The organism is Bartonella sp. TT110JLCBS (genome assembly GCF_042193405.1).
GTDB lineage: Bacteria > Pseudomonadota > Alphaproteobacteria > Rhizobiales > Rhizobiaceae > Bartonella.
Genome location: NZ_JBHILT010000003.1, coordinates 113,071 through 130,902, shown reverse-complemented (window position 1 = coordinate 130,902; position 17,832 = coordinate 113,071). Strand labels below are relative to the sequence as shown.

The 17,832-nt window shown below is 38.1% G+C and carries 13 protein-coding genes and 1 pseudogene; 8 read left to right on the top strand and 6 right to left on the bottom strand.

All coding sequences use genetic code 11. The annotated features are described in order from the left end of the window. Window positions 1-28 precede the first annotated feature (28 nt). Window positions 29-424 (top strand): hypothetical protein, encoded by a 396-nt coding sequence (locus ACFILW_RS02705; protein ID WP_375685127.1) that lies wholly within the window; start codon window positions 29-31, stop codon window positions 422-424. A 1,240-nt stretch (window positions 425-1,664) separates the two neighbouring features. Here ACFILW_RS02705 and ACFILW_RS02700 read toward each other — a convergent pair. Then, complete coding sequence (locus ACFILW_RS02700; protein WP_375685125.1) at window positions 1,665-2,567, bottom strand: polyprenyl synthetase family protein; 903 nt, start codon at window positions 2,565-2,567, stop codon at window positions 1,665-1,667. Window positions 2,568-2,993: 426 nt separating this feature from the next. On the opposite strand from ACFILW_RS02700, the gene rpmF reads away from it, so the two are divergent. Continuing rightward, complete coding sequence (gene rpmF, locus ACFILW_RS02695; protein ID WP_005774555.1) at window positions 2,994-3,173, top strand: 50S ribosomal protein L32; 180 nt, start codon at window positions 2,994-2,996, stop codon at window positions 3,171-3,173. 1,555 nt (window positions 3,174-4,728) lie between these two features. Continuing rightward, window positions 4,729-5,526, top strand: a pseudogene (locus ACFILW_RS02690) (tyrosine-type recombinase/integrase); the annotation flags it as partial. 907 nt (window positions 5,527-6,433) lie between these two features. Here ACFILW_RS02690 and ACFILW_RS02685 read toward each other — a convergent pair. The 3 genes from ACFILW_RS02685 to ACFILW_RS02675 form a co-directional block, all read right to left on the bottom strand. Further along, window positions 6,434-7,018, bottom strand: coding sequence for a CarD family transcriptional regulator (locus ACFILW_RS02685; RefSeq protein ID WP_273790499.1), 585 nt, complete (start codon window positions 7,016-7,018; stop codon window positions 6,434-6,436). Between the two features lie 304 nt (window positions 7,019-7,322). Continuing rightward, complete coding sequence (fdxA, locus tag ACFILW_RS02680; RefSeq protein WP_375622556.1) at window positions 7,323-7,664, bottom strand: ferredoxin FdxA; 342 nt, start codon at window positions 7,662-7,664, stop codon at window positions 7,323-7,325. Between the two features lie 21 nt (window positions 7,665-7,685). Beyond that, complete coding sequence (locus tag ACFILW_RS02675) at window positions 7,686-9,266, bottom strand: hypothetical protein (protein WP_375685123.1); 1,581 nt, start codon at window positions 9,264-9,266, stop codon at window positions 7,686-7,688. A gap of 573 nt (window positions 9,267-9,839) precedes the next feature. Here ACFILW_RS02675 and ACFILW_RS02670 point away from each other — a divergent pair. Further along, window positions 9,840-10,751, top strand: a complete 912-nt coding sequence (locus ACFILW_RS02670) for an RNA polymerase factor sigma-32 (protein WP_375645928.1) — start codon at window positions 9,840-9,842, stop codon at window positions 10,749-10,751. A 307-nt stretch (window positions 10,752-11,058) separates the two neighbouring features. Here the strand turns inward: ACFILW_RS02670 and ACFILW_RS02665 are convergent, their stop codons facing one another. Continuing rightward, entirely contained in the window at window positions 11,059-12,633 is a 1,575-nt protein-coding gene (locus tag ACFILW_RS02665) for a M48 family metalloprotease (RefSeq protein ID WP_375645927.1), read from the bottom strand. 139 nt (window positions 12,634-12,772) lie between these two features. Between ACFILW_RS02665 and ACFILW_RS02660 the strand changes: the two genes are divergently transcribed. The 4 genes from ACFILW_RS02660 (at window position 12,773) to rimJ (ending at window position 16,890) form a co-directional block, all read left to right on the top strand. Beyond that, window positions 12,773-13,408 carry a thiamine diphosphokinase gene (locus tag ACFILW_RS02660; protein ID WP_375685121.1) on the top strand — a complete coding sequence of 212 codons (636 nt, stop codon included), beginning with the start codon at window positions 12,773-12,775 and terminating at the stop codon, window positions 13,406-13,408. Window positions 13,409-13,508: 100 nt separating this feature from the next. Then, entirely contained in the window at window positions 13,509-13,895 is a 387-nt protein-coding gene (locus ACFILW_RS02655; RefSeq protein WP_375645924.1) for a hypothetical protein, read from the top strand. Next, window positions 13,895-15,757, top strand: coding sequence for an ABC-F family ATP-binding cassette domain-containing protein (locus ACFILW_RS02650; RefSeq protein ID WP_375685136.1), 1,863 nt, complete (start codon window positions 13,895-13,897; stop codon window positions 15,755-15,757). Before ACFILW_RS02655 ends, ACFILW_RS02650 begins: the two co-directional genes overlap by 1 nt. A gap of 569 nt (window positions 15,758-16,326) precedes the next feature. After that, window positions 16,327-16,890 carry a ribosomal protein S5-alanine N-acetyltransferase gene (gene rimJ / locus ACFILW_RS02645; protein WP_375685119.1) on the top strand — a complete coding sequence of 188 codons (564 nt, stop codon included), beginning with the start codon at window positions 16,327-16,329 and terminating at the stop codon, window positions 16,888-16,890. A gap of 544 nt (window positions 16,891-17,434) precedes the next feature. On the opposite strand, the gene ACFILW_RS02640 is transcribed toward rimJ, so the two are convergent. Beyond that, window positions 17,435-17,695, bottom strand: a complete 261-nt coding sequence (locus tag ACFILW_RS02640; RefSeq protein WP_005774567.1) for a DUF2312 domain-containing protein — start codon at window positions 17,693-17,695, stop codon at window positions 17,435-17,437. Window positions 17,696-17,832 lie beyond the last annotated feature (137 nt).

Genomic DNA, 17,832 nt, shown 5'->3' with positions numbered 1-17,832 from the left:
TGAGAAAAATTCTCTCGAAGGATATTCAATGGCTATAATAGTCTTAATAATCGCGGCATTTTCTTATCCATGTTGCATGTTTGTTCATTATGGCTTCAAAAGATGGATATATTTTCCAGCTTTTACAACAGGCATAGGTTCACTTACAATGATGCTTTTCATCTTAATAAGAAAATTGCACTTAAAGGAGGAAATTTGCACTTGGATTGAAAAAACTACTTATCACAAATTAGATTGCGCTATTATATATAATAATAAGGACTTTTTTTATCTTTCTGTTGCAATGATCATTCTCTGTTTAATCTTATCAATTCTCTTTTTATGTGATGAATTGAATAAACGAGATAAAGAGCGTGATGAATTAAAGTTGTACAGTGATCAAGATTATTATTCAATTGAAGTTATTACACAATTTTGTAAATAAAAATGTTTCTGCTTTTGAAGGAGCATGCCGACACAATCATTCACTTTTCTCGCCCCTAATGTTGCGGACAGCCCTTGGCTTTTAAGACGGTTCATAAGAGGCATTTTTTTAGTCTTTTCTTTGATGTTTTGCCCCACACGGCTTTTCCCGCTTGTGACGTGCAAGCAAGTGATTTTGATTGATTTAACATACACAGATTTGAAATGAGAGAATCTTATGATATTCAGGGTTCTTATTCAAGTTGAACAACCACGAATTATCATTATAAATCAATGTGTTATATCTTTCTTGCTAAGAAAAGAGAGATTGGTAATAATACTGCTTTGGTCTTTCGTTCTATTGAAATTGATGACTTTATTTATCCTGTTATGCTATAACATACTGTCATTTGAGGGGTGGCGAAGGTAGCCTGTTTGATACATTAAGTATTTTAAGAAGTGCATGGTGAATATTCTTAAGTCTGTTTATCGCGTCTTTAGTTTAAGTGAATCGCATGCGTGGAAAGCGAGAGAAACCTATTCGGTAAGAAACTAGACTGTTTACAGAGTAGATTAGGTTAAAAGACTTTGTTCTTTGAGGGTGGTATAAAAATCAAAATAGCCATTATGTTCATTTTTTTCTGATATTTTAATACGAGCTTCAAAAAAATGATGCTTAAACTAAACAACGAGCACTTTTGTAAAAGTGTTTTTAGAGAGCAAGCAATACACGAGTGAATTTACAGAATGTAACCATATTTGATCTTTTACAACAAGATAGCGTGGAAAGGCATAAAAATTACGACTCTCTACTGAGGGCATCGTACTTCTTTTATTGTTTTTTTCGGGTTTATAAAATGCCTTGTTTGATACTTATTCTGTTTATTTTTTGCCTTATCGTTAGAAGATTAAAGACATAAAGGAGAAAACGAGTTTTCCTCTTTCCGGTTGTTTTTTATTCGGCTTTAAAGCACCCACCACCCACTGTAATATCTTTTAAAACATGGTGATTACGCATTGTTTCACATTTTGTTTCTTTCAGTCTTTAATGGAAGGCATTTTTTATGCAAAATAGGATACCAAAAATGCATTTGTGTTATAAATTCACGCGGCTTGTTTTAATGAAATTCCTTTTAAGATTTGTCGCACCCATTTCATGATAAGGACTATAATGGAGATTAATGGTAACGTTTCTTTGAAAAGTCTATTATGCATTCAATAAATATGATGGTGTACACTATGTACAATAGGGCGGATGAAGTTTAATTTTGGCGTATTGCACTAAAGTGTGCTGCTTGTTGGAGGGGGAGTGCTTTAGCGCCAAAAGGATGTAAGAATGCTTCTGCTTTACTGATGAGTGTATCTCGCTTTTTTTGGGTTTCTTTAATGCCGTAAAGATGAACAAAAGTGGCTTTTTGTGCCGTTTCATCTTTCCCAGCCGTTTTTCCTAGGGTTTGCGTGTTGGCGGTGACATCAAGAAGGTCATCGGTTAATTGAAAGGCTAAACCAAGATAGGTACCAAAATCAGTAAGCTTTTCAGTTAATTCTTTAGATGCATTGCCAATGATGGCACCTGCTTGGCAAGCAAAGCTTATCAGGGCTGCTGTTTTCATGTGTTGTAGAGTGATGATGTCAGTACTTTCTTGCGGTCTTTTTTCAGCTTCAAGGTCCAGCATTTGTCCACCTAACATACCGCCAAGCCCTGCCGATTGTGCAAGAGACGTGATCAGCTTGATTCTAATATCTGTAGATAAAATACTAGCTTTATGAGCAATAATTTCAAAGGCAAATGTTAAGAGGGCATTGCCTGCTAGAATTGCTGTTGCTTCATCAAATGCTACATGGACAGTGGGTTTTCCACGCCGGAGTATATCGTTATCCATAGTGGGAAGATCATCATGAATGAGCGAATAACAATGGATACATTCTAAGGCACATGCAACATCAAGAGAATGTTCTACAGGGACATCAAAAAGTGCAGCACTTTGAATTACAAGAAAAGGACGCAAGCGTTTTCCACCGTTCAGCACACCATAGCGCATGGCTTTGATTAAGTTTTTAGGGCGTGAAATTTCACCATTTTGGATTTGATCACTTAACAGGGTATCAAGCCGCTTTTCAACGGTGTCTCTATGTTTTGCAAGAAGGGTGGTAAATTCGTGCATTCTTGCTTCCTTTAGTTTTTACAAAAATGAAATTATGAAGTTTAAAGAGAAAGGTTGTCGCTTTTTCTTGTTTTCATAAATTGGCGTCGTTTTTTATTAAAAATCAACTTCTCTTTTTATCCGTATCTCTACTGTATGCGCAAATCCCTTTTTAAACCAAATAAAAATTGAATGAAGGTCTTATAAAAAAGCTTTCATTGGTGTATAAAATTCTCAAATTTTGCAGTGTTTTTGATATTCATTTGATTATTGTGACACCATTTTTGATAACAAGAAGGTCATTTTTAGTAAGAGGAGGATCATTTTGACATTGCCTCTTCTTTTTTATCAGTGTATAATATCTTAAAATTTTATGGTGTTTTTAAATGAAGCATTGTCATTTTTGACATTGCTTTTTCTGTTTTAATGGATTTGGAGTGTCTTTTTATGGCTGTACCTAAACGAAAAACCTCTCCAGCGAAGAGGGGCATGCGCCGTTCGGCTGATGCTCTGAAGGCGCCGACTTATATCGAAGATAAAAATTCTGGTGAATTACGTCGTCCTCATCACATTGATTTGAAAACGGGAATGTATCGTGGGCGTTCCGTTTTAGTGGTTAAAGACTGAGCGTTTTCTTTCTTTTCCAGAGGTCAACTTCTTTTATTTCATCGATCAATGCACGCTTGGGGCGTGCATTTTCGCTTTAAGATGAATGTTGAGGTTCCCTTGCATCGTCTTCTATCGATGTGGAACAGGGAATGTATCGTGGACGTTCTGTTTTAGTGGTTAAAACTTTAGCGTTTTCTTTCTTTTCCAGAGGTCAACTTCTTTTATTTCATCGATCAATGCACGCTTGGGGCGTGCATTTTCGCTTTAAGATGAATGTTGAGGTTCCCTTGCATCGTCTTCTATCGATGTGGAACAGGGAATGTATCGTGGACGTTCTGTTTTAGTGGTTAAAACTTTAGCGTTTTCTTTCTTTTCCAGAGATCAACTTCTTTTATTTCATTAGTGAATGCATTGGGTAAGATGCGTTTTTCACTTTTTCTTGAGAACATGTGTGGGATAAAGTTTTGCTGTAAAGAAATGATTCTATTGTGGGAGATGATTTTCTTGTTTTCTTGAGAGGCTATAAAGGGCTACTTGTATCAGTGTCTTTTATGATGACTTCGTTAAGAGCTTGGGTATTGATATAAGTTAGCTTAGTAATAGAATCATTTTGTATCGCACTTAATCTTTATTGACTGTAGAGAGAATCCTATTAGACCGTAAAATATTATCGTTTAAGGCGGTTGATCCATGTAAGGCTTTAAGCATATCGGTGTTTTTTATGAGAATATTTAAGGCAATGGTTTGTCTATAGGCTTATATTGTGACATGTGATTCTCCTTAAAAAAATAGAGATCGACATCACATTGATTTATAAAGATCATTTGTTGTTTTGCGCCTTGAATGGAAGGTCTATCGTAGGATTTTCTCATTTCAAATTTCTCTCATGTTGAATCAATGACAATCACTTGCTTTTCGGTCACACGTGGGGATGGTATGTGAGTAAAAACTCTATAAAAAAGGAAAAAATGTCTATAATGAATACTTTCAAATGTAAGAATTGCTGTAACATTGGGGTTAAGTGTATGCTGATGCCAGCGTGCTTTCTTATGAGCAGAAAAGAGAAAACCGTTACAAGACAGAAGGTGTACACATTCAATGATCTTTAGTGCTTTTTATGATAAAGGTGCATGAGACTTTTCTATGAATATCACGCTGTCTTTTCATGTTTTTGAACTAAGAATTGTCTATATATTTTTCTTATTTTTGTGAATATAAGGGATTTGTTGCGAACAGCTTGTAACAATAAGTAAACTTAAAACCAAATATGTTATGTGTGGGAGTGAGCAAAGTATTTTATCAAAGCCGGTACGACTCTCCAGTTCATAGCTGGTTTATGAATGATTTTATGGTGGTGCTTACCTAAGTTTATGATTTTTTTTGTTATCTGTTCATTACTAGACAACACATTGATTTATATATAATTCACTGTTTTCATATTGAATTAGAACCCCGAATAACGTAGGATTCTCTCATTTCAAATCTCTCTATCTAAAATTAATCAACACCACTCGTTTGCACGTCACAAGTGGGATGAGTGTGTGGATAAAATTTGTATAAGAAAGAACTAAAAATGGTTCTTATGAATTGTCTCAAGAGCCAAGGGTTGTCGCAACATTGGGGGCTAGCAAATATAACGATGGTGCCGGCTTGCTTCTTCATCAGCGTAAAAATGGGGGTGCTTAATGGACTTAACGTTATACCATTCCGGGGGCTGCGAAATGGGCTTGGGTGCCTTGAGAGATGTTTCTTTAAAACAAACCCCGTGAATTGGCAACTGGGTGGTGGGCTGTTTTACGTGAGGGGCGTGACCCCATTAAAGAACGTGAGAAACAAAAGCGTGAGGCAATGCGCAATCTCCATTATTTAAAAAATATTGCTTTAGATGCTTTTGAAAGCCGTAAAGCTGAATTAAAAAGAGATGGTAAAGCTTGTGATTGGTTTTCACCCTTACGCCTTTATATTCTCCCTAAATTAGGCTGTCTGCCTGTTTCAGAGATTACGCAAATTGAGATACGCAATACCCGTGCTCCCATTTGGCATGCAAAAGCTGCAACAGCTCAGACAGCACTGAAGCGTCTTAATCTTTGTCTCAAACATATGGCTGCATTAGGATTAGATGTTGATTTACAAGCAACGATAAAAGCATGCGCGCTCTTAAGGTAAGCAACGTCATAAAACCACTCATAGACCAGCTATGGATTGGAAAGATGTCCCTGCTTTTTATCAGTTACTCTGTAAAACACAAAACATAACACAACTGGCTTTGCGTTTGCTTATCCTGACAGGCGTTCGTACTAATCCTTTGCGTCATATTCGTGAAGATCAGATTGAAGATGATATATGGACAATTCCTGCTGAGAATATTCAATCTTTAGCGGTTTGTTTGAAACAGAGATTGAGACTTTTAAGAGTTCTATGAATCATTCTAGATTTTATGTGTCCGATTAGAGTAAGAATATTGCGTATATCTCGTAATCTCTGAAATGAGAAATCTCATTTGGGAAAAATATGAAATTGAAAGGGCAATGCTAACGTTCATTTTTATTGTTATTTTTTAAGTTAGCTTTACTGCTTTCAAAAGTATTTGGCATGCCTTTTACAGAATGGAGATGATGGTTTTAGTTCATGCTTTTTTTATCGCGTTCTTTAATGGGGGAATGCTTCTCATGCAAAATAGAGCGCCCACGACAAAATATGCTTATGTTGTACCGTCACGCGTTTTTTTAAAAGGAATATTTTTCAATATTTGTGGCATCCATTTTATGACGGTATTTTTGAATGTTACGATGGTTTTGTAGAAGGGTAAATGGTAAAGTCTCGGGTGTAGTGTATAAACGGCACTATGATCTTTACGCTTAATGAAAAAGCAAGCCAGCAGCCTTACACATTTTGCCAGATTCCAATGTTGGTATATCCTTTGGTGCTTGAGATGGTTCTACTAGCTCTTTTTGTACAGTTTTTACCCACAGATCAGCTCCGCTTGTGATTGACAAACAAGTAATTTGATTAATTTCAACATGAGAGCAATTTGAAATGAGAAATCTTACCATATTCAAGATTCTAATTTAATATGAATATGCTAGATTATGATGATTAATCAGTTTGTTATTTATGAAGAAAGAAAATGAGGAGGAGGAATTTGTCGAAAAGTTAGATTGTTTATAGATTGGCGTTGGTTAAGAAATTTTGTCCTTAAGGGCAGAGAGGATGTTAAAAAATAAAACCAGCAAAAAGCTGGTTTTACCGAAATATTATTATGATGATGAAAGAGTGTATTATGCAGCGTAGACAGCTTTGCTGTTTTCATCTGTTTCTTCTCTCTCAGTTTTAAACTCGCGTTCCGGCTTGTTGGAGAGATGCATCTCTATGAGATTGATAGCTTCTGTTTCAGAAAGACTATTAATAACTGCAATTTCGCGGGCCATTCTTTCAAGAGCAGCTGTATAAAGTTGGCGCTCAGAGTAAGATTGTTCAGGTTGTAGATTAGAGCGGAAAAGATCACGGACCACTTCGGCGATACAAATAAGATCTCCTGAGTTGATTTTAGCATCATATTCTTGTGCACGACGTGACCACATGGTCCGTTTAACGCGTGCTTTTCCGCGTAAAACTTTTAAGGCACGTTCGACAGAGTCACTAGCAGATAATTTACGCATTCCAACGGAAAGGGCTTTTGCAATGGGGACTTTGACATCCATCTTATCTTTTGCGAAATGAATGACAAAAAGTTTTAATTTATGTCCTGCAACCTCTTGATCTTCAATCGCTATAATTTGTCCTACTCCATGCGTAGGGTAGACGATATATTCAGAGGTTGCGAATTCTTTGGTCTTGGAAGACGTTCCATGTTGGGATGCCATATTTTAGTTTACTCCCTTATGATCAACAAATGTATCGGAAAACAGGTTATAAACCTGAGGGTTGAGTTTTCTTTAACCAAGTATATTGTACCAATTAAGTGAGCATAAAAGTCGAGTACTTTTAAATCCAAAAAAAAATACATCGCTTTACTATAACAAGCAAAGAAAAATACTTAGAAAGATGATCATGTTAAAATAACACTAACATCAAACTTCCAAAGAATCAATCATTTCGCTTAAGGATTTTTTATTTTTACAAGAGAAGTCTTTCAATCGTTGAAGGAGGAGGGTGGGCACTGTATCATTACTCTTCGCCACTTCCTGGATTTTCTGAAAAATACTTTTCTAATTTATTTGGAATGCCATCCATTTCTTCTGCTTGAGGAAGAGGATCTTTTCGAGTGGTTAGATTAGGCCATTTGTTTGCATAATGAAGATTAAGTTCTAACCACTTTTCTAATCCTGGTTCTGTATCAGGTAAAATCGCCTCTGCTGGGCATTCTGGCACACAAACACCACAATCGATGCATTCATCGGGGTGAATAACAAGCATATTTTCCCCTTCATAAAAACAATCAACTGGGCAGACTTCAACGCAATCCGTATATTTGCAGTGAATGCAGTTGTCGGTTACTACGTGGGTCAAGATCAAACTCCATTTGTTACTTTAATTCTCTTTAGAGGAAAGTGGGTGCGTGTTTTTATGATTGGTGAGTTGATCGCGTAGTACAGCTAGTTTCGCAAAAGGTGAATCAGGATTAAGGCGCTTTTCTTTTTGAAAAGGCTTATGATTTGCATGTTTTCCTTGGGATTTGTGGAACTTATGAGAGCGTTTTGCTTGTGATAGTGCTTCTTGAGGGGAATTTTCATTTGTGTGTTCCGCTTTTTTTACAGCGTTCTTCGATTTATTTTGCCACTTATTTCCTAATTTATCACGTTTTTTTTGTGCTTGGTGGTGAAATTGGTGCCTATAATGCCATAATAAAATAACTTTATCTTCTTCTGTAGAGCGAGGGGATTTGGCAAAATTCCCAACAGGTTCAGCTGCTGGTAAACGATTGGTTTTATGGAGATGTTTTTCAATACCAGAGGATAAAGTGTTTGGGTATGAGGTAGTTTTTTCTTCTCGTGTTGTTTCTAAATCGCTTATTGTTTGCCATTGACTTCCAACGCATTCTGCTGCAGGAACATCTTGCATTGCCCCATTGACAGGGGAAGAGGCTTGGTGTGCAAAGAGATTTTGTTCAAAAACACTATTGCTTATGCTGTACGATTGATAACCAAGTCCTTTGAGGATTTCTTCCATATCGTTTCCATTGGCCCCAAGAATGGACATCATGGCTGGTGTAACAAAAAAACTTTTGCCATCATAGGCTCCATCGGGTCTGGGATCACTTCCTTGTTTCCAATGAAGTGCGGGGCGGATGAGATTGGCAAGACGTTCTAAAATATCAATCCGTACAGCACGTTGTCCTAAGATTCGGTAGCCGGCTAATTGATAAAATTGGCGGTTATAGGTAGGGTCAACAATCAAAGAGGTTCGACCAGCAGATAATGCTGAAAAAATTTCACCAAAACCAGTTTGATCTTGTCCCGCATTTTGAAGAGTCCACAGGAGAGTAATGGCTTGAACTGGAGCTGGTTTAAGCATTCCGGCAACATAGATGTGAAAAGCGCCAAAACGCACACCTAGACGCCGAAGCACGGCACGCGATTCTTGCGCAAGACCTTTGACAATGTCTAAGACTTCGCGGCGGGGTAAAATCCCTAAAGAGTTAAAAAGTTGTAAAGCAAGACTGTTTGTTGAATCCGTTAAATTATCAGCATTGCGCAAATCAAACAGGGGTTTTAAAGTCGTTTCAAAATGAAAGGCGACAAAGCGTTCTAATCGCTTCACAACGTTATTGCGGGATTCTCCCGTGAGTTGTTCATCTGCTAAAACAATCAGTTTGGGTTTGAAAAAATCTTCTGTTGCTACAAGTTGTCCTACAGGTTGACCAATCCAGCGCACAATTCCATCAGAACTGAGGGTAAAATCTCCATTTGCACAAGAACAAAAACGGGTCGCGCGTTTGGAAAAAGCAAGAATCAAATTCTCATTATCTGTTGAAATTTGCTTCTCAGCTATTTGATCGGTACTGTTTTTGTTGGCATAAAAACGAAAACCTTCAAATTTACCCCTTCCGTGTTTTTCAATGAGAATATCATCTTGAAGAATCTCATTCTGTTGAACAATCTTGCTATCCATGATCATTTTCTTTCTCAGTGTGACACTGGTCAAAAGCTTTTTGCGACAATTTCATAATGGTGCTCTTTCTTTAACACGTTTGTTACATTTGCTTCAATCACTCTTGTCATTTTTTGCTGTTTCTTTGCGCCTTAAAAACTTGAATGATTCTTTTTTTATTCAGTTTTCATTCAGTTTGGATGCTTTATATTTGCAAGTTACACTTATTAGTTGTATTGTAAAGCTGAAAGCATAAATAAATTCTTCAATTTAAAAGGAAACGGAACCGGTTATCAAAAAACAGCATTTGTTTTGCATGATCACTTTTTTTTGCTGTTTTGTCATGAAAAGTGAAGAGAAAGTTTTTTCAAATATTTCATAGGCTAAAAGGCATAGTGTAAAGGCATTTTACAGGTGAAATTGTGTCTTGTGACAAGAAGTTTTACCATGACAGTAAAAAAAACAATTGCGATTATAAATTTACACGTTAAAGTAGTGGATACAGAAGTTAACAACTTTTGCGTTCTTTTTAAGCGAAGAACAATGATGTCGTTGCCAAATCAATTTTGATAATTTTAATCGCAAGGGGTTATTATGGGTAATCTTTCAAATGCTGTTTATAAAAGCAGCAAAAATTATAGCGATGCAGACAAAAGCTTAGGACGTAATATGATGCGTTCTGCTATGCAAGCACCTTATCTTGAACGACAAAAAGAGCATGATTTGGCTCTGCGGTGGAAAGACAAACGTGATGATGATGCCATGCATCAAATTGCAGCGGCTCATATGCGTTTAGTGATTGCTATTGCTAATCGCTTTAAACGTTTCAAAATGCCATTGGGGGATTTGGTACAAGAAGGGTATGTGGGACTATTGGAAGCTGCTGCACGTTTTGAACCTGATCGGGAAGTGCGTTTCTCAACGTATGCAACGTGGTGGATACGCGCTTCTATTCAAGATTATATTTTGCGAAATTGGTCAATTGTTCGAGGGGGAACCAGTTCTTCGCAAAAAGCACTTTTCTTTAATCTGCGGCGTTTGCGAGCAAAACTAGTGCAAGATGATAGTGCTTTGTCAAAACAGGATATTTTTCGCACAATTGCTGAAAAACTCGGTGTTTCTGTGCGTGATGTTGAAACAATGGATTTTCGTTTTTCCAGTTCTGATAATTCCTTGAGCGTTTCTGTTTCTGAAAACAGCGATAATCCCATTGCTAAAATGGATGTGTTGGTGGATGATAGTCCTCTTCCTGATGCTTTAATTGAGCAAGTGATTGATGGTCAACGGCGTACACAATGGCTTTACGATGCGTTGCAAATTCTCAACGAACGGGAATTGGAAATTATTCGCTTTCGTCGCCTCAATGAAGAGGGGGCTACTCTAGAAGTGCTCGGTGAAAAGTTAGGAATTTCGAAAGAGCGCGTGCGTCAAATTGAAGCTAGGGCTTTGCAAAAATTGCGTTCTGCTCTCCTTACGGTTCATTCAGAAGATGCTTACGATATATAAGCAGTGAAATGCTTTGGGGGGGGAGGAAAGAGAATGTATTAAGTGGGGGCATATGAGAATATGATAAAGTCAGTTTTAGGGGGTATTCATATTTGTTTAGGAATATGCCTCCTTGGGGGCGCTACTGATAAACAGAGGAAGATAGGGGGCAGAGTTAGTTGGAGGAAATATGTATCACACGGAGGCCTATAAAGGCATGATGAAGTTGGATTTTAAAGTGTTCCTCTTTATTTTCGAATATGCTTTAAGGGGGAGGGCGTGATACAGATAGAAAAGAATTAAAACTGTAATAGATGGGAAGAAAGGCTTATTCTGTAATAATTTTCACTTTTGCACCTGCGGGTAAAGTTTGCGTTGGTGAGAGGGCGTTGAGAATGCGGAAGAGTTTTTCTTTATATGGTGTGTATTGCATTTTATCTGCAAGATTTGCAACGGTTTCTCCTTGTTTAACACGGACAACACGGATTTTTAAGGGCTGCAATTTTTTTAACTGTGAAGATGAAAGAGAATGAAAGCTTTGTAGCGTTTTTTGGGCAACCTCTGCAAAATTTCGAGAATTATGTGGGGCGGCCGTCAAAAAACGAAAGATGTGGTTGTTGAATGGAATGACAACTACATCAAATTGCCATTGATCATTGGTAGCATGGGCCCGTGCTCCAAGTAAACTTTGGCTTTGGGATTCTTGGCGCATAAATTCTTGATTGGGGAGCCCTTGAATTGTGATGGGGCGGATAGATGATTGGTCTAGCCCGATAATCCAGCCGCTTTTCAAATAATCACTCGCAGATATTTCAGAAGAATGTGGAATAGCGTCAAAACGAATCGCAATTTTATCTGGTCCACTGGCCCAAACAGTGTGTGCTGAATGTTCTATTGTAAAATTGTTTGGAACAGAAAAAGCTATGCGCAATTGTGGGTGAATAAATTGGTTGCCTCGGACAAAACCTGTATAAAAGCCTCCTCCAAAAATTATGCCATCAATGCTTTTGAGAAAAGAATCATGATCGGATATTTTACTATTCTCTTTACTGATTTTACGCGCTTTTTCTATCGCAAGCCGAATGCGTTGAGGGGTGGTTGGGTGAGAGGCTAAAAAATCTAGAGAGGCATTGGTGCCAGAGATATTACGAAAAGCACTATAGGCTTCCATTGTTTGAAGAAAGCGTGGTGAAGCAAATGGATCATATCCTGATTGTTGGAGCATTTCGAGTGCAAGAGAATCAGCTTCCAGCTCTTGATTTCGGGAAAATTGCGCGAGTTGTTGCTTGTTTTGCATAGGGTTATGAAGTTTTTTGCCAATAGAAGAAAGAAGACGTGAAGACATGTGATTGGTCATCTTTAATTGGGCTTCTTTTTGCAGGCGTAAAATGCCATGATTGGCTCTGATATGTGCTATCTCATGGGCTAAAATGGCTGCAACTTCTGAAGAATCATTGGCTAATGCCAGCATACCACGAGTGATGTAGATCGAGCCGTTGGGGAGAGCAAATGCGTTAACAGTTTCTGAGTTTAAAATTGTGACAGAATAGCTTTGATGAGAACTATGTGATGCAACTGCCAGTTTACGGACAATCTTTGCTAAAAGGTGTTCAAGTTTTGCATCATGATAAGCGCCACCATACATTTGCAAAATACGTGGGTGTTGCAGAGCGCTTAATGTGACATAGATATTGTGGTTGTTGGTACGTTTGATCGTTTTAGAAGAAGTGGAAGAAAGCCTTTCATTTTGAGAAAAGGGTGTATGACAAGCGGAAAGGAGAAACGTTAAACTTATGAAAGTTGCTTTATACAAGCACGAGCGAAAAAGAAAATTGCGGTGAAAAATAGGGTGTATTGGATCACGATGCACGTTGTTTCTGCAGTGTAATTTGGCAAATTTCATTTGTATCTTTGTATCGTGTGTTTGTTGTAAGATAAGCTTTAGGGATAAAGATATATCACGGTTATTGTTTATAAAAAAAGGCTCTTATTTATAAAAAGGGTGCTTTAGAGAAGAAATTTTGTGAAAGGCAAAGTATGGCATGACAACATTTACGATATTGTTAAATGGCGATGTTTGTATCACTGATCGTTTGCTTAATCAAATTCAAAACAGTCGGGTGATTGCTGCGGATGGTGGTATGCGTCATGCGGCAACGCTTAATGTAACGCCTGAGTTGTGGTTAGGAGATTTTGATTCATCAGATGAGAATTTAATCCGCCAATATAGTCATGTTCCGCGTGAAGTTTTTCCCTCTGATAAAGATATGACAGATAGTGCTCTGGCATGTGAAAGAGCGCTGCAAAAGGGTGCTAAAAAGCTTATTTTATGCGGTGCTTTGGGAGGGGAGCGAAGTGATCATAGCCTTTCTCATATGACGCAAGCGTTGATGATGGCTGAAAGGGGTATTTCAGTGTTGTTGACAAGCGGTTTGGAAGAAGGTTGGCCGGTTTTGTCAAAACCTTGTTCATATGATTTGCCTAAAGGGTGTTTGTTTAGTCTTATCGGTTTTTCTGATTTAAAAGGTTTAACGCTTAAGGGAGTAAAATGGCCAATTTGTGACAAAAATGTGTCATTTGGCTCTTCTTTAACACTTTCTAACCGTATTTGTGGAACCTTTTCTTGCCATTTAGGTTCTGGAAAAGCTATATTGCTAGTGTCTGTACCTATTCCATAAAGCTCTTCCAATATATTTTGAATAAGGCAGGGGGGGGCCTAGTGATGAAGTGCCGACATAAACGATATATGTATTGATCTTGAGAAGGAAAGGTTTTGATATGTTAAAATCAATTTTTAAAGTGGCCGTTGTTGCAGCCATTGGTTTCAGTTCAGTCGCTTGTACTACAAATGATGAACGCGTTGCACGTTACGGCGTAGGAGGAGCAGCAATCGGTGCTTTGGCTGGAACTGCTATTGCTGGAAGTACGCCTGGAGCAGCACTTACCGGTGCAGCATTTGGTGCTTTGGCTGGAACAGTAACAGGTGCAGCTGCAAATCAAAGAAAACAACAAAGACAGGCATCACAATTGTGCACGTATCGTGGTCGTAGAGGGCATGTTTACCAAGCACCTTGTAGACAAAGAGTTCCAGTACGGCAATTGTGTGCTTACCGTGATGCAAGAGGGGTGATGTATCAAGCACCTTGTCCGCGCCGCGTTCGTTAATGGCGGTGCCGCTTCTGCGGCTTGACCGCATTTTCTTAAATTTTGGAAAAACGCCTTTGCTCAATCAAGCTTCTTTATCGGTTGAGCAGGGGGCGCGTATTGCGTTGGTTGGCCGTAATGGTTGTGGAAAATCAACCTTATTAAAAATTGCCGCAGGAATATTAGAGCCTCATGGTGGCGAAATTTTTCGCCACCCGCGAGTAACAATCCGTTATGTCTCACAAAATCCGGATTGTTCAGGATTTGAAGATATTAACGCTTATATGGAAGCAGGGCTGGACGATACATCTGATGTCCAGTGGATCAATACGCTTCGCACAAATTTAGGGTTTTCTGGGGCGGAAAAATTGGAAACGCTTTCGGGAGGCGAAAAGCGGCGTGTTTCACTGTTACGGGCCATTGCTGCAAAACCCGATATTTTGTTCTTAGATGAACCAACCAATCATCTTGATTTACCAACCATTGAATGGCTGGAAGCTGTTTTGGCTTCTTTGCGTTCAGCGATTGTGGTGATTTCCCATGATCGGCGATTTTTAGAAAATGTTACGCGGTCAACGGTATGGCTTGATCGTGGCACAACCAAAAGACTGGAAAAGCGTTTTTCTGAGTTTGAAAATTGGCGTGATAAAGCACTGGAAGAAGAAGCCATCGAACAGCATAAATTGGGGCGCCAAATTGCTCGTGAAGAGCAATGGTTGCGTTATGGCGTGAGCGCACGGCGTAAGCGTAATGTACGGCGCTTAGGCGAATTAAAAGACTTAAGACAGCGTCATCAAACCTATAAAGGGCAGCCGGGAAATGCACTTTTGACAGCAGCGAAAAGTCATGATTCTGGGCAATTGGTGCTTGAAGCAAAGAAAATTTCAAAATCCTATGGTGATCGCATTATCGTGAAAGATTTCTCTTTGCGCATTCAGCGGGGTGATCGAATCGGGTTGGTAGGACCCAATGGTATCGGAAAGACAACGCTCCTTTCTGCATTAATTGGGCAAGAAGCCGTGGATAGTGGAACGGTGAGGCATGGCTATAACCTCTCCATGGCATTGCTTGATCAGCAACGTATTTTAAATGAAGAAGAAACTTTAGCGCATTATTTAACGGGAGGAAGAGGTGATACTCTTGTGATCAATGGGCTGGAGCGGCATGTGGTTTCTTATATGAAAGACTTTTTATTTTCACCGGAACAAGCACGCACTCCCCTTAAAGAATTTTCTGGGGGAGAAAGAGCACGCCTCATGCTTGCACGTCTTCTTTCTCGTCCTGCAAACTTTTTGATTCTTGATGAACCGACCAATGATTTGGATATGGAAACTTTGGATTTGTTGCAAGAATTTATTGCTGATTTTGCGGGGACAGTATTGTTGGTCAGCCATGACAGAGACTTTTTAGATCGTACTGTAACGCATATGTTGGCACCTCAAGGTGATGGTCATTGGGTTTTGTATGCGGGCGGCTATAGTGATATGATGGCGCAAAACCAGCATGCTCTTCGCTTACAACGCAAAAGAACAGAATTATCGCAACGTAAAGCACCTTCAAAATCTCATACGGGAGAGCTTTCAAAGCAGGACACATCAACAGATGATCGCTTGATAGGGCGAGAGAAAAAAACACGAGGTAAATTGTCTTATAAGCAGGTTTATGCATTAGAAAAATTGCCTGAAGAAATTGCTGTTTTGCAGGACGAAATCAAAAAAATTGAGCAAGAACTCTCTGATCCAGCCCTTTATCGCAGTGATAAAGAGCGTTTTGAGCGTTTATCAACAGCGTTGGAAAAAAAGAAAAATACTTGCACACAAAAAGAAGAAGAATGGTTAGAACTTGAAATTTTACGCGAAGAAATGGAAGCGCGTTCACGGTAATGTTTCAGATATTAAGATCTAAGCATTTTAATTCGTATTGCATCATCGCTTTTCTTTGATTTGTTACAAGAGTTTGTGGCTGATTTAGCGCGAACAGTGTTGTTGACGGGTTATGGCAGAGACTTTTTAGATCGCACTGTAACATATAGCACCTCAAGGTGATGGTCATTGGAATTTGTATACGGGGGTAGTGATATGGTAGCGCAAAACAAGCATGCTCTGAGCTTACAAGGCAAAGAAACAAAACTATCTTTGCCGTGAGTTTTTTCAAAATTTCGTATATGGAAATATGCCAGTTCCATTGCATATTTTGCTCGCTCTTAGTGTTGCTATAGCGCCCCTTGGAATTTGAGAGCATTCATAAGAAACATGCCCTTGTCTTTACCTTATGCTTTAAACATACCACCCCCGCTTATGATGGAAAAGCAAATGATCCTCATTGATTCTAACGTAAGAAGTGTTGTGATGAGGAAAGCTTACTGTATTTGATGTTATAATTTAAGTTTAAAAATGATGATTTTCTAGGATAAATCAACGTGTTATTGTAACATTTCTAGGAGGAGGAAATGATGGCAATTAAAACAAAGCGAACAATTTCCACATTGATCGGTTTAGAAGATGCAGCTGAGCTGTCTTCTTATTACCTCCGTAATGCAAATCATCTGCGTCCTTTTGAACCTGTTAGATCTGATGGTTATCACAGCCTAACAGCTTGGGAAACACGAGCCAATGCATTTGCTTGTGAAAGCGTACAAGGACAAGCATACCGATATGCTGTACGATTAAAAAATGAAAATACAATTATCGGTGTTGTTAACTTTACAAATGTGGTTCGGGGTGTTTTTCAAGCCTGTCATCTTGGTTTTTCTCTTGATGAAAAACAACAAGGAAAAGGTCTCATGTTTGAGAGTTTATCGGCTCTAATACGCCATATCTTTCATGTTTATCATCTACATAGAGTGATGGCAAATTATAGACCTGAGAACATAAAAAGCGAACGTTTATTAAAACGCCTTTATTTTGAAAAAGAAGGCTATGCCAAAGACTATTTGATGATTTCTGGAAAATGGAAAGATCACATTCTAACCTCTCGAATCAATGATCTTTATGAGTCCGTTAATAGATTCGAATAAAGTTTTGTTAAGGGTCTTTTTATCAAATGTGTAAATATGCTGAATTTTTCCCTATCCTAAAAGACTAAGATCTTTAACCACCTCTTCTTTTGTAAACAGTTCAGATTCTCGTTTAGCGGATTTCAACTGCTGACTATTTTTATATGTTTCTTTTCGTAGATAAGAAATTGATTTATCATCATAACTCATTTTTTTAATTTGAAGAGAGTCCTCAATATCGGAAGACTTTCTCACTTCAAATTTATTGATGTTTAATCATAAAAACACCTCTCTTGCACATCACAAACTGAGTTGGCATAGATTGGCATACAAGTGAGGGTTTATGTGGATAAACAATGATTGAAGAATAAGAATAAAAATTCTCTGTATAAATCCTTTTAAATGTGAGGGCTGTTGCAATATTGTGTATTCTGTGACCGATAGTCTCGTTACAAGTTACACAAACTGCTTATTATTGGGTAAAATTTTATACATTCATTTGTTTTTTGCCATTTGTTTTTTGCATTTTCTTTTCTTAAAAAAATTTCCAACGTTATCAATGGTTTTAATTCATACCAAGCGCATTTTTATAAAGCTCAATGATTGCTTCTTCTTCCATTCGTTCATGTTCTTCTTTTTTACGCAGCCGTATAATGCTTCGAACAGCTTTACTATCGAAACCAGAGCCTTTAAGTTCAGTGTAAACGTCTTTAATATCATCAGAAATGGTTTTTTTCTCTTCTTCTAGCCGTTCAATACGTTCGATAAAAGAGCGTAATTGGTTTACGGATATAGCGTGTGTTTGATCGGTTACTGTATCGTTCATTGTATTTTTCTCCAGGTTATATATTTTAAGTTGTTTTTCGACGACGAATTTGTGTTAAAAAAGCTTGAAAATAAAAAGTAAATCAAGCTACACAGCTTTTTTACAAATTGACTTTAAATATTTTGTAAAATTTTTAA

What these genes read in the sequence shown, in the direction of transcription:
- ACFILW_RS02665 (WP_375645927.1), bottom strand. Translation starts at nt 12,633, where the DNA reads ATGAAATTTGCCAAATTACACTGCAGAAACAACGTGCATCGTGATCCA.
- ACFILW_RS02655 (WP_375645924.1), top strand. Translation starts at nt 13,509, where the DNA reads ATGTTAAAATCAATTTTTAAAGTGGCCGTTGTTGCAGCCATTGGTTTC.
- ACFILW_RS02675 (WP_375685123.1), bottom strand. Translation starts at nt 9,266, where the DNA reads ATGGATAGCAAGATTGTTCAACAGAATGAGATTCTTCAAGATGATATT.
- ACFILW_RS02650 (WP_375685136.1), top strand. Translation starts at nt 13,895, where the DNA reads ATGGCGGTGCCGCTTCTGCGGCTTGACCGCATTTTCTTAAATTTTGGA.
- ACFILW_RS02705 (WP_375685127.1), top strand. Translation starts at nt 29, where the DNA reads ATGGCTATAATAGTCTTAATAATCGCGGCATTTTCTTATCCATGTTGC.
- ACFILW_RS02685 (WP_273790499.1), bottom strand. Translation starts at nt 7,018, where the DNA reads ATGGCATCCCAACATGGAACGTCTTCCAAGACCAAAGAATTCGCAACC.
- ACFILW_RS02660 (WP_375685121.1), top strand. Translation starts at nt 12,773, where the DNA reads ATGACAACATTTACGATATTGTTAAATGGCGATGTTTGTATCACTGAT.
- rpmF (WP_005774555.1), top strand. Translation starts at nt 2,994, where the DNA reads ATGGCTGTACCTAAACGAAAAACCTCTCCAGCGAAGAGGGGCATGCGC.
- ACFILW_RS02640 (WP_005774567.1), bottom strand. Translation starts at nt 17,695, where the DNA reads ATGAACGATACAGTAACCGATCAAACACACGCTATATCCGTAAACCAA.
- rimJ (WP_375685119.1), top strand. Translation starts at nt 16,327, where the DNA reads ATGGCAATTAAAACAAAGCGAACAATTTCCACATTGATCGGTTTAGAA.
- ACFILW_RS02700 (WP_375685125.1), bottom strand. Translation starts at nt 2,567, where the DNA reads ATGCACGAATTTACCACCCTTCTTGCAAAACATAGAGACACCGTTGAA.
- ACFILW_RS02670 (WP_375645928.1), top strand. Translation starts at nt 9,840, where the DNA reads ATGGGTAATCTTTCAAATGCTGTTTATAAAAGCAGCAAAAATTATAGC.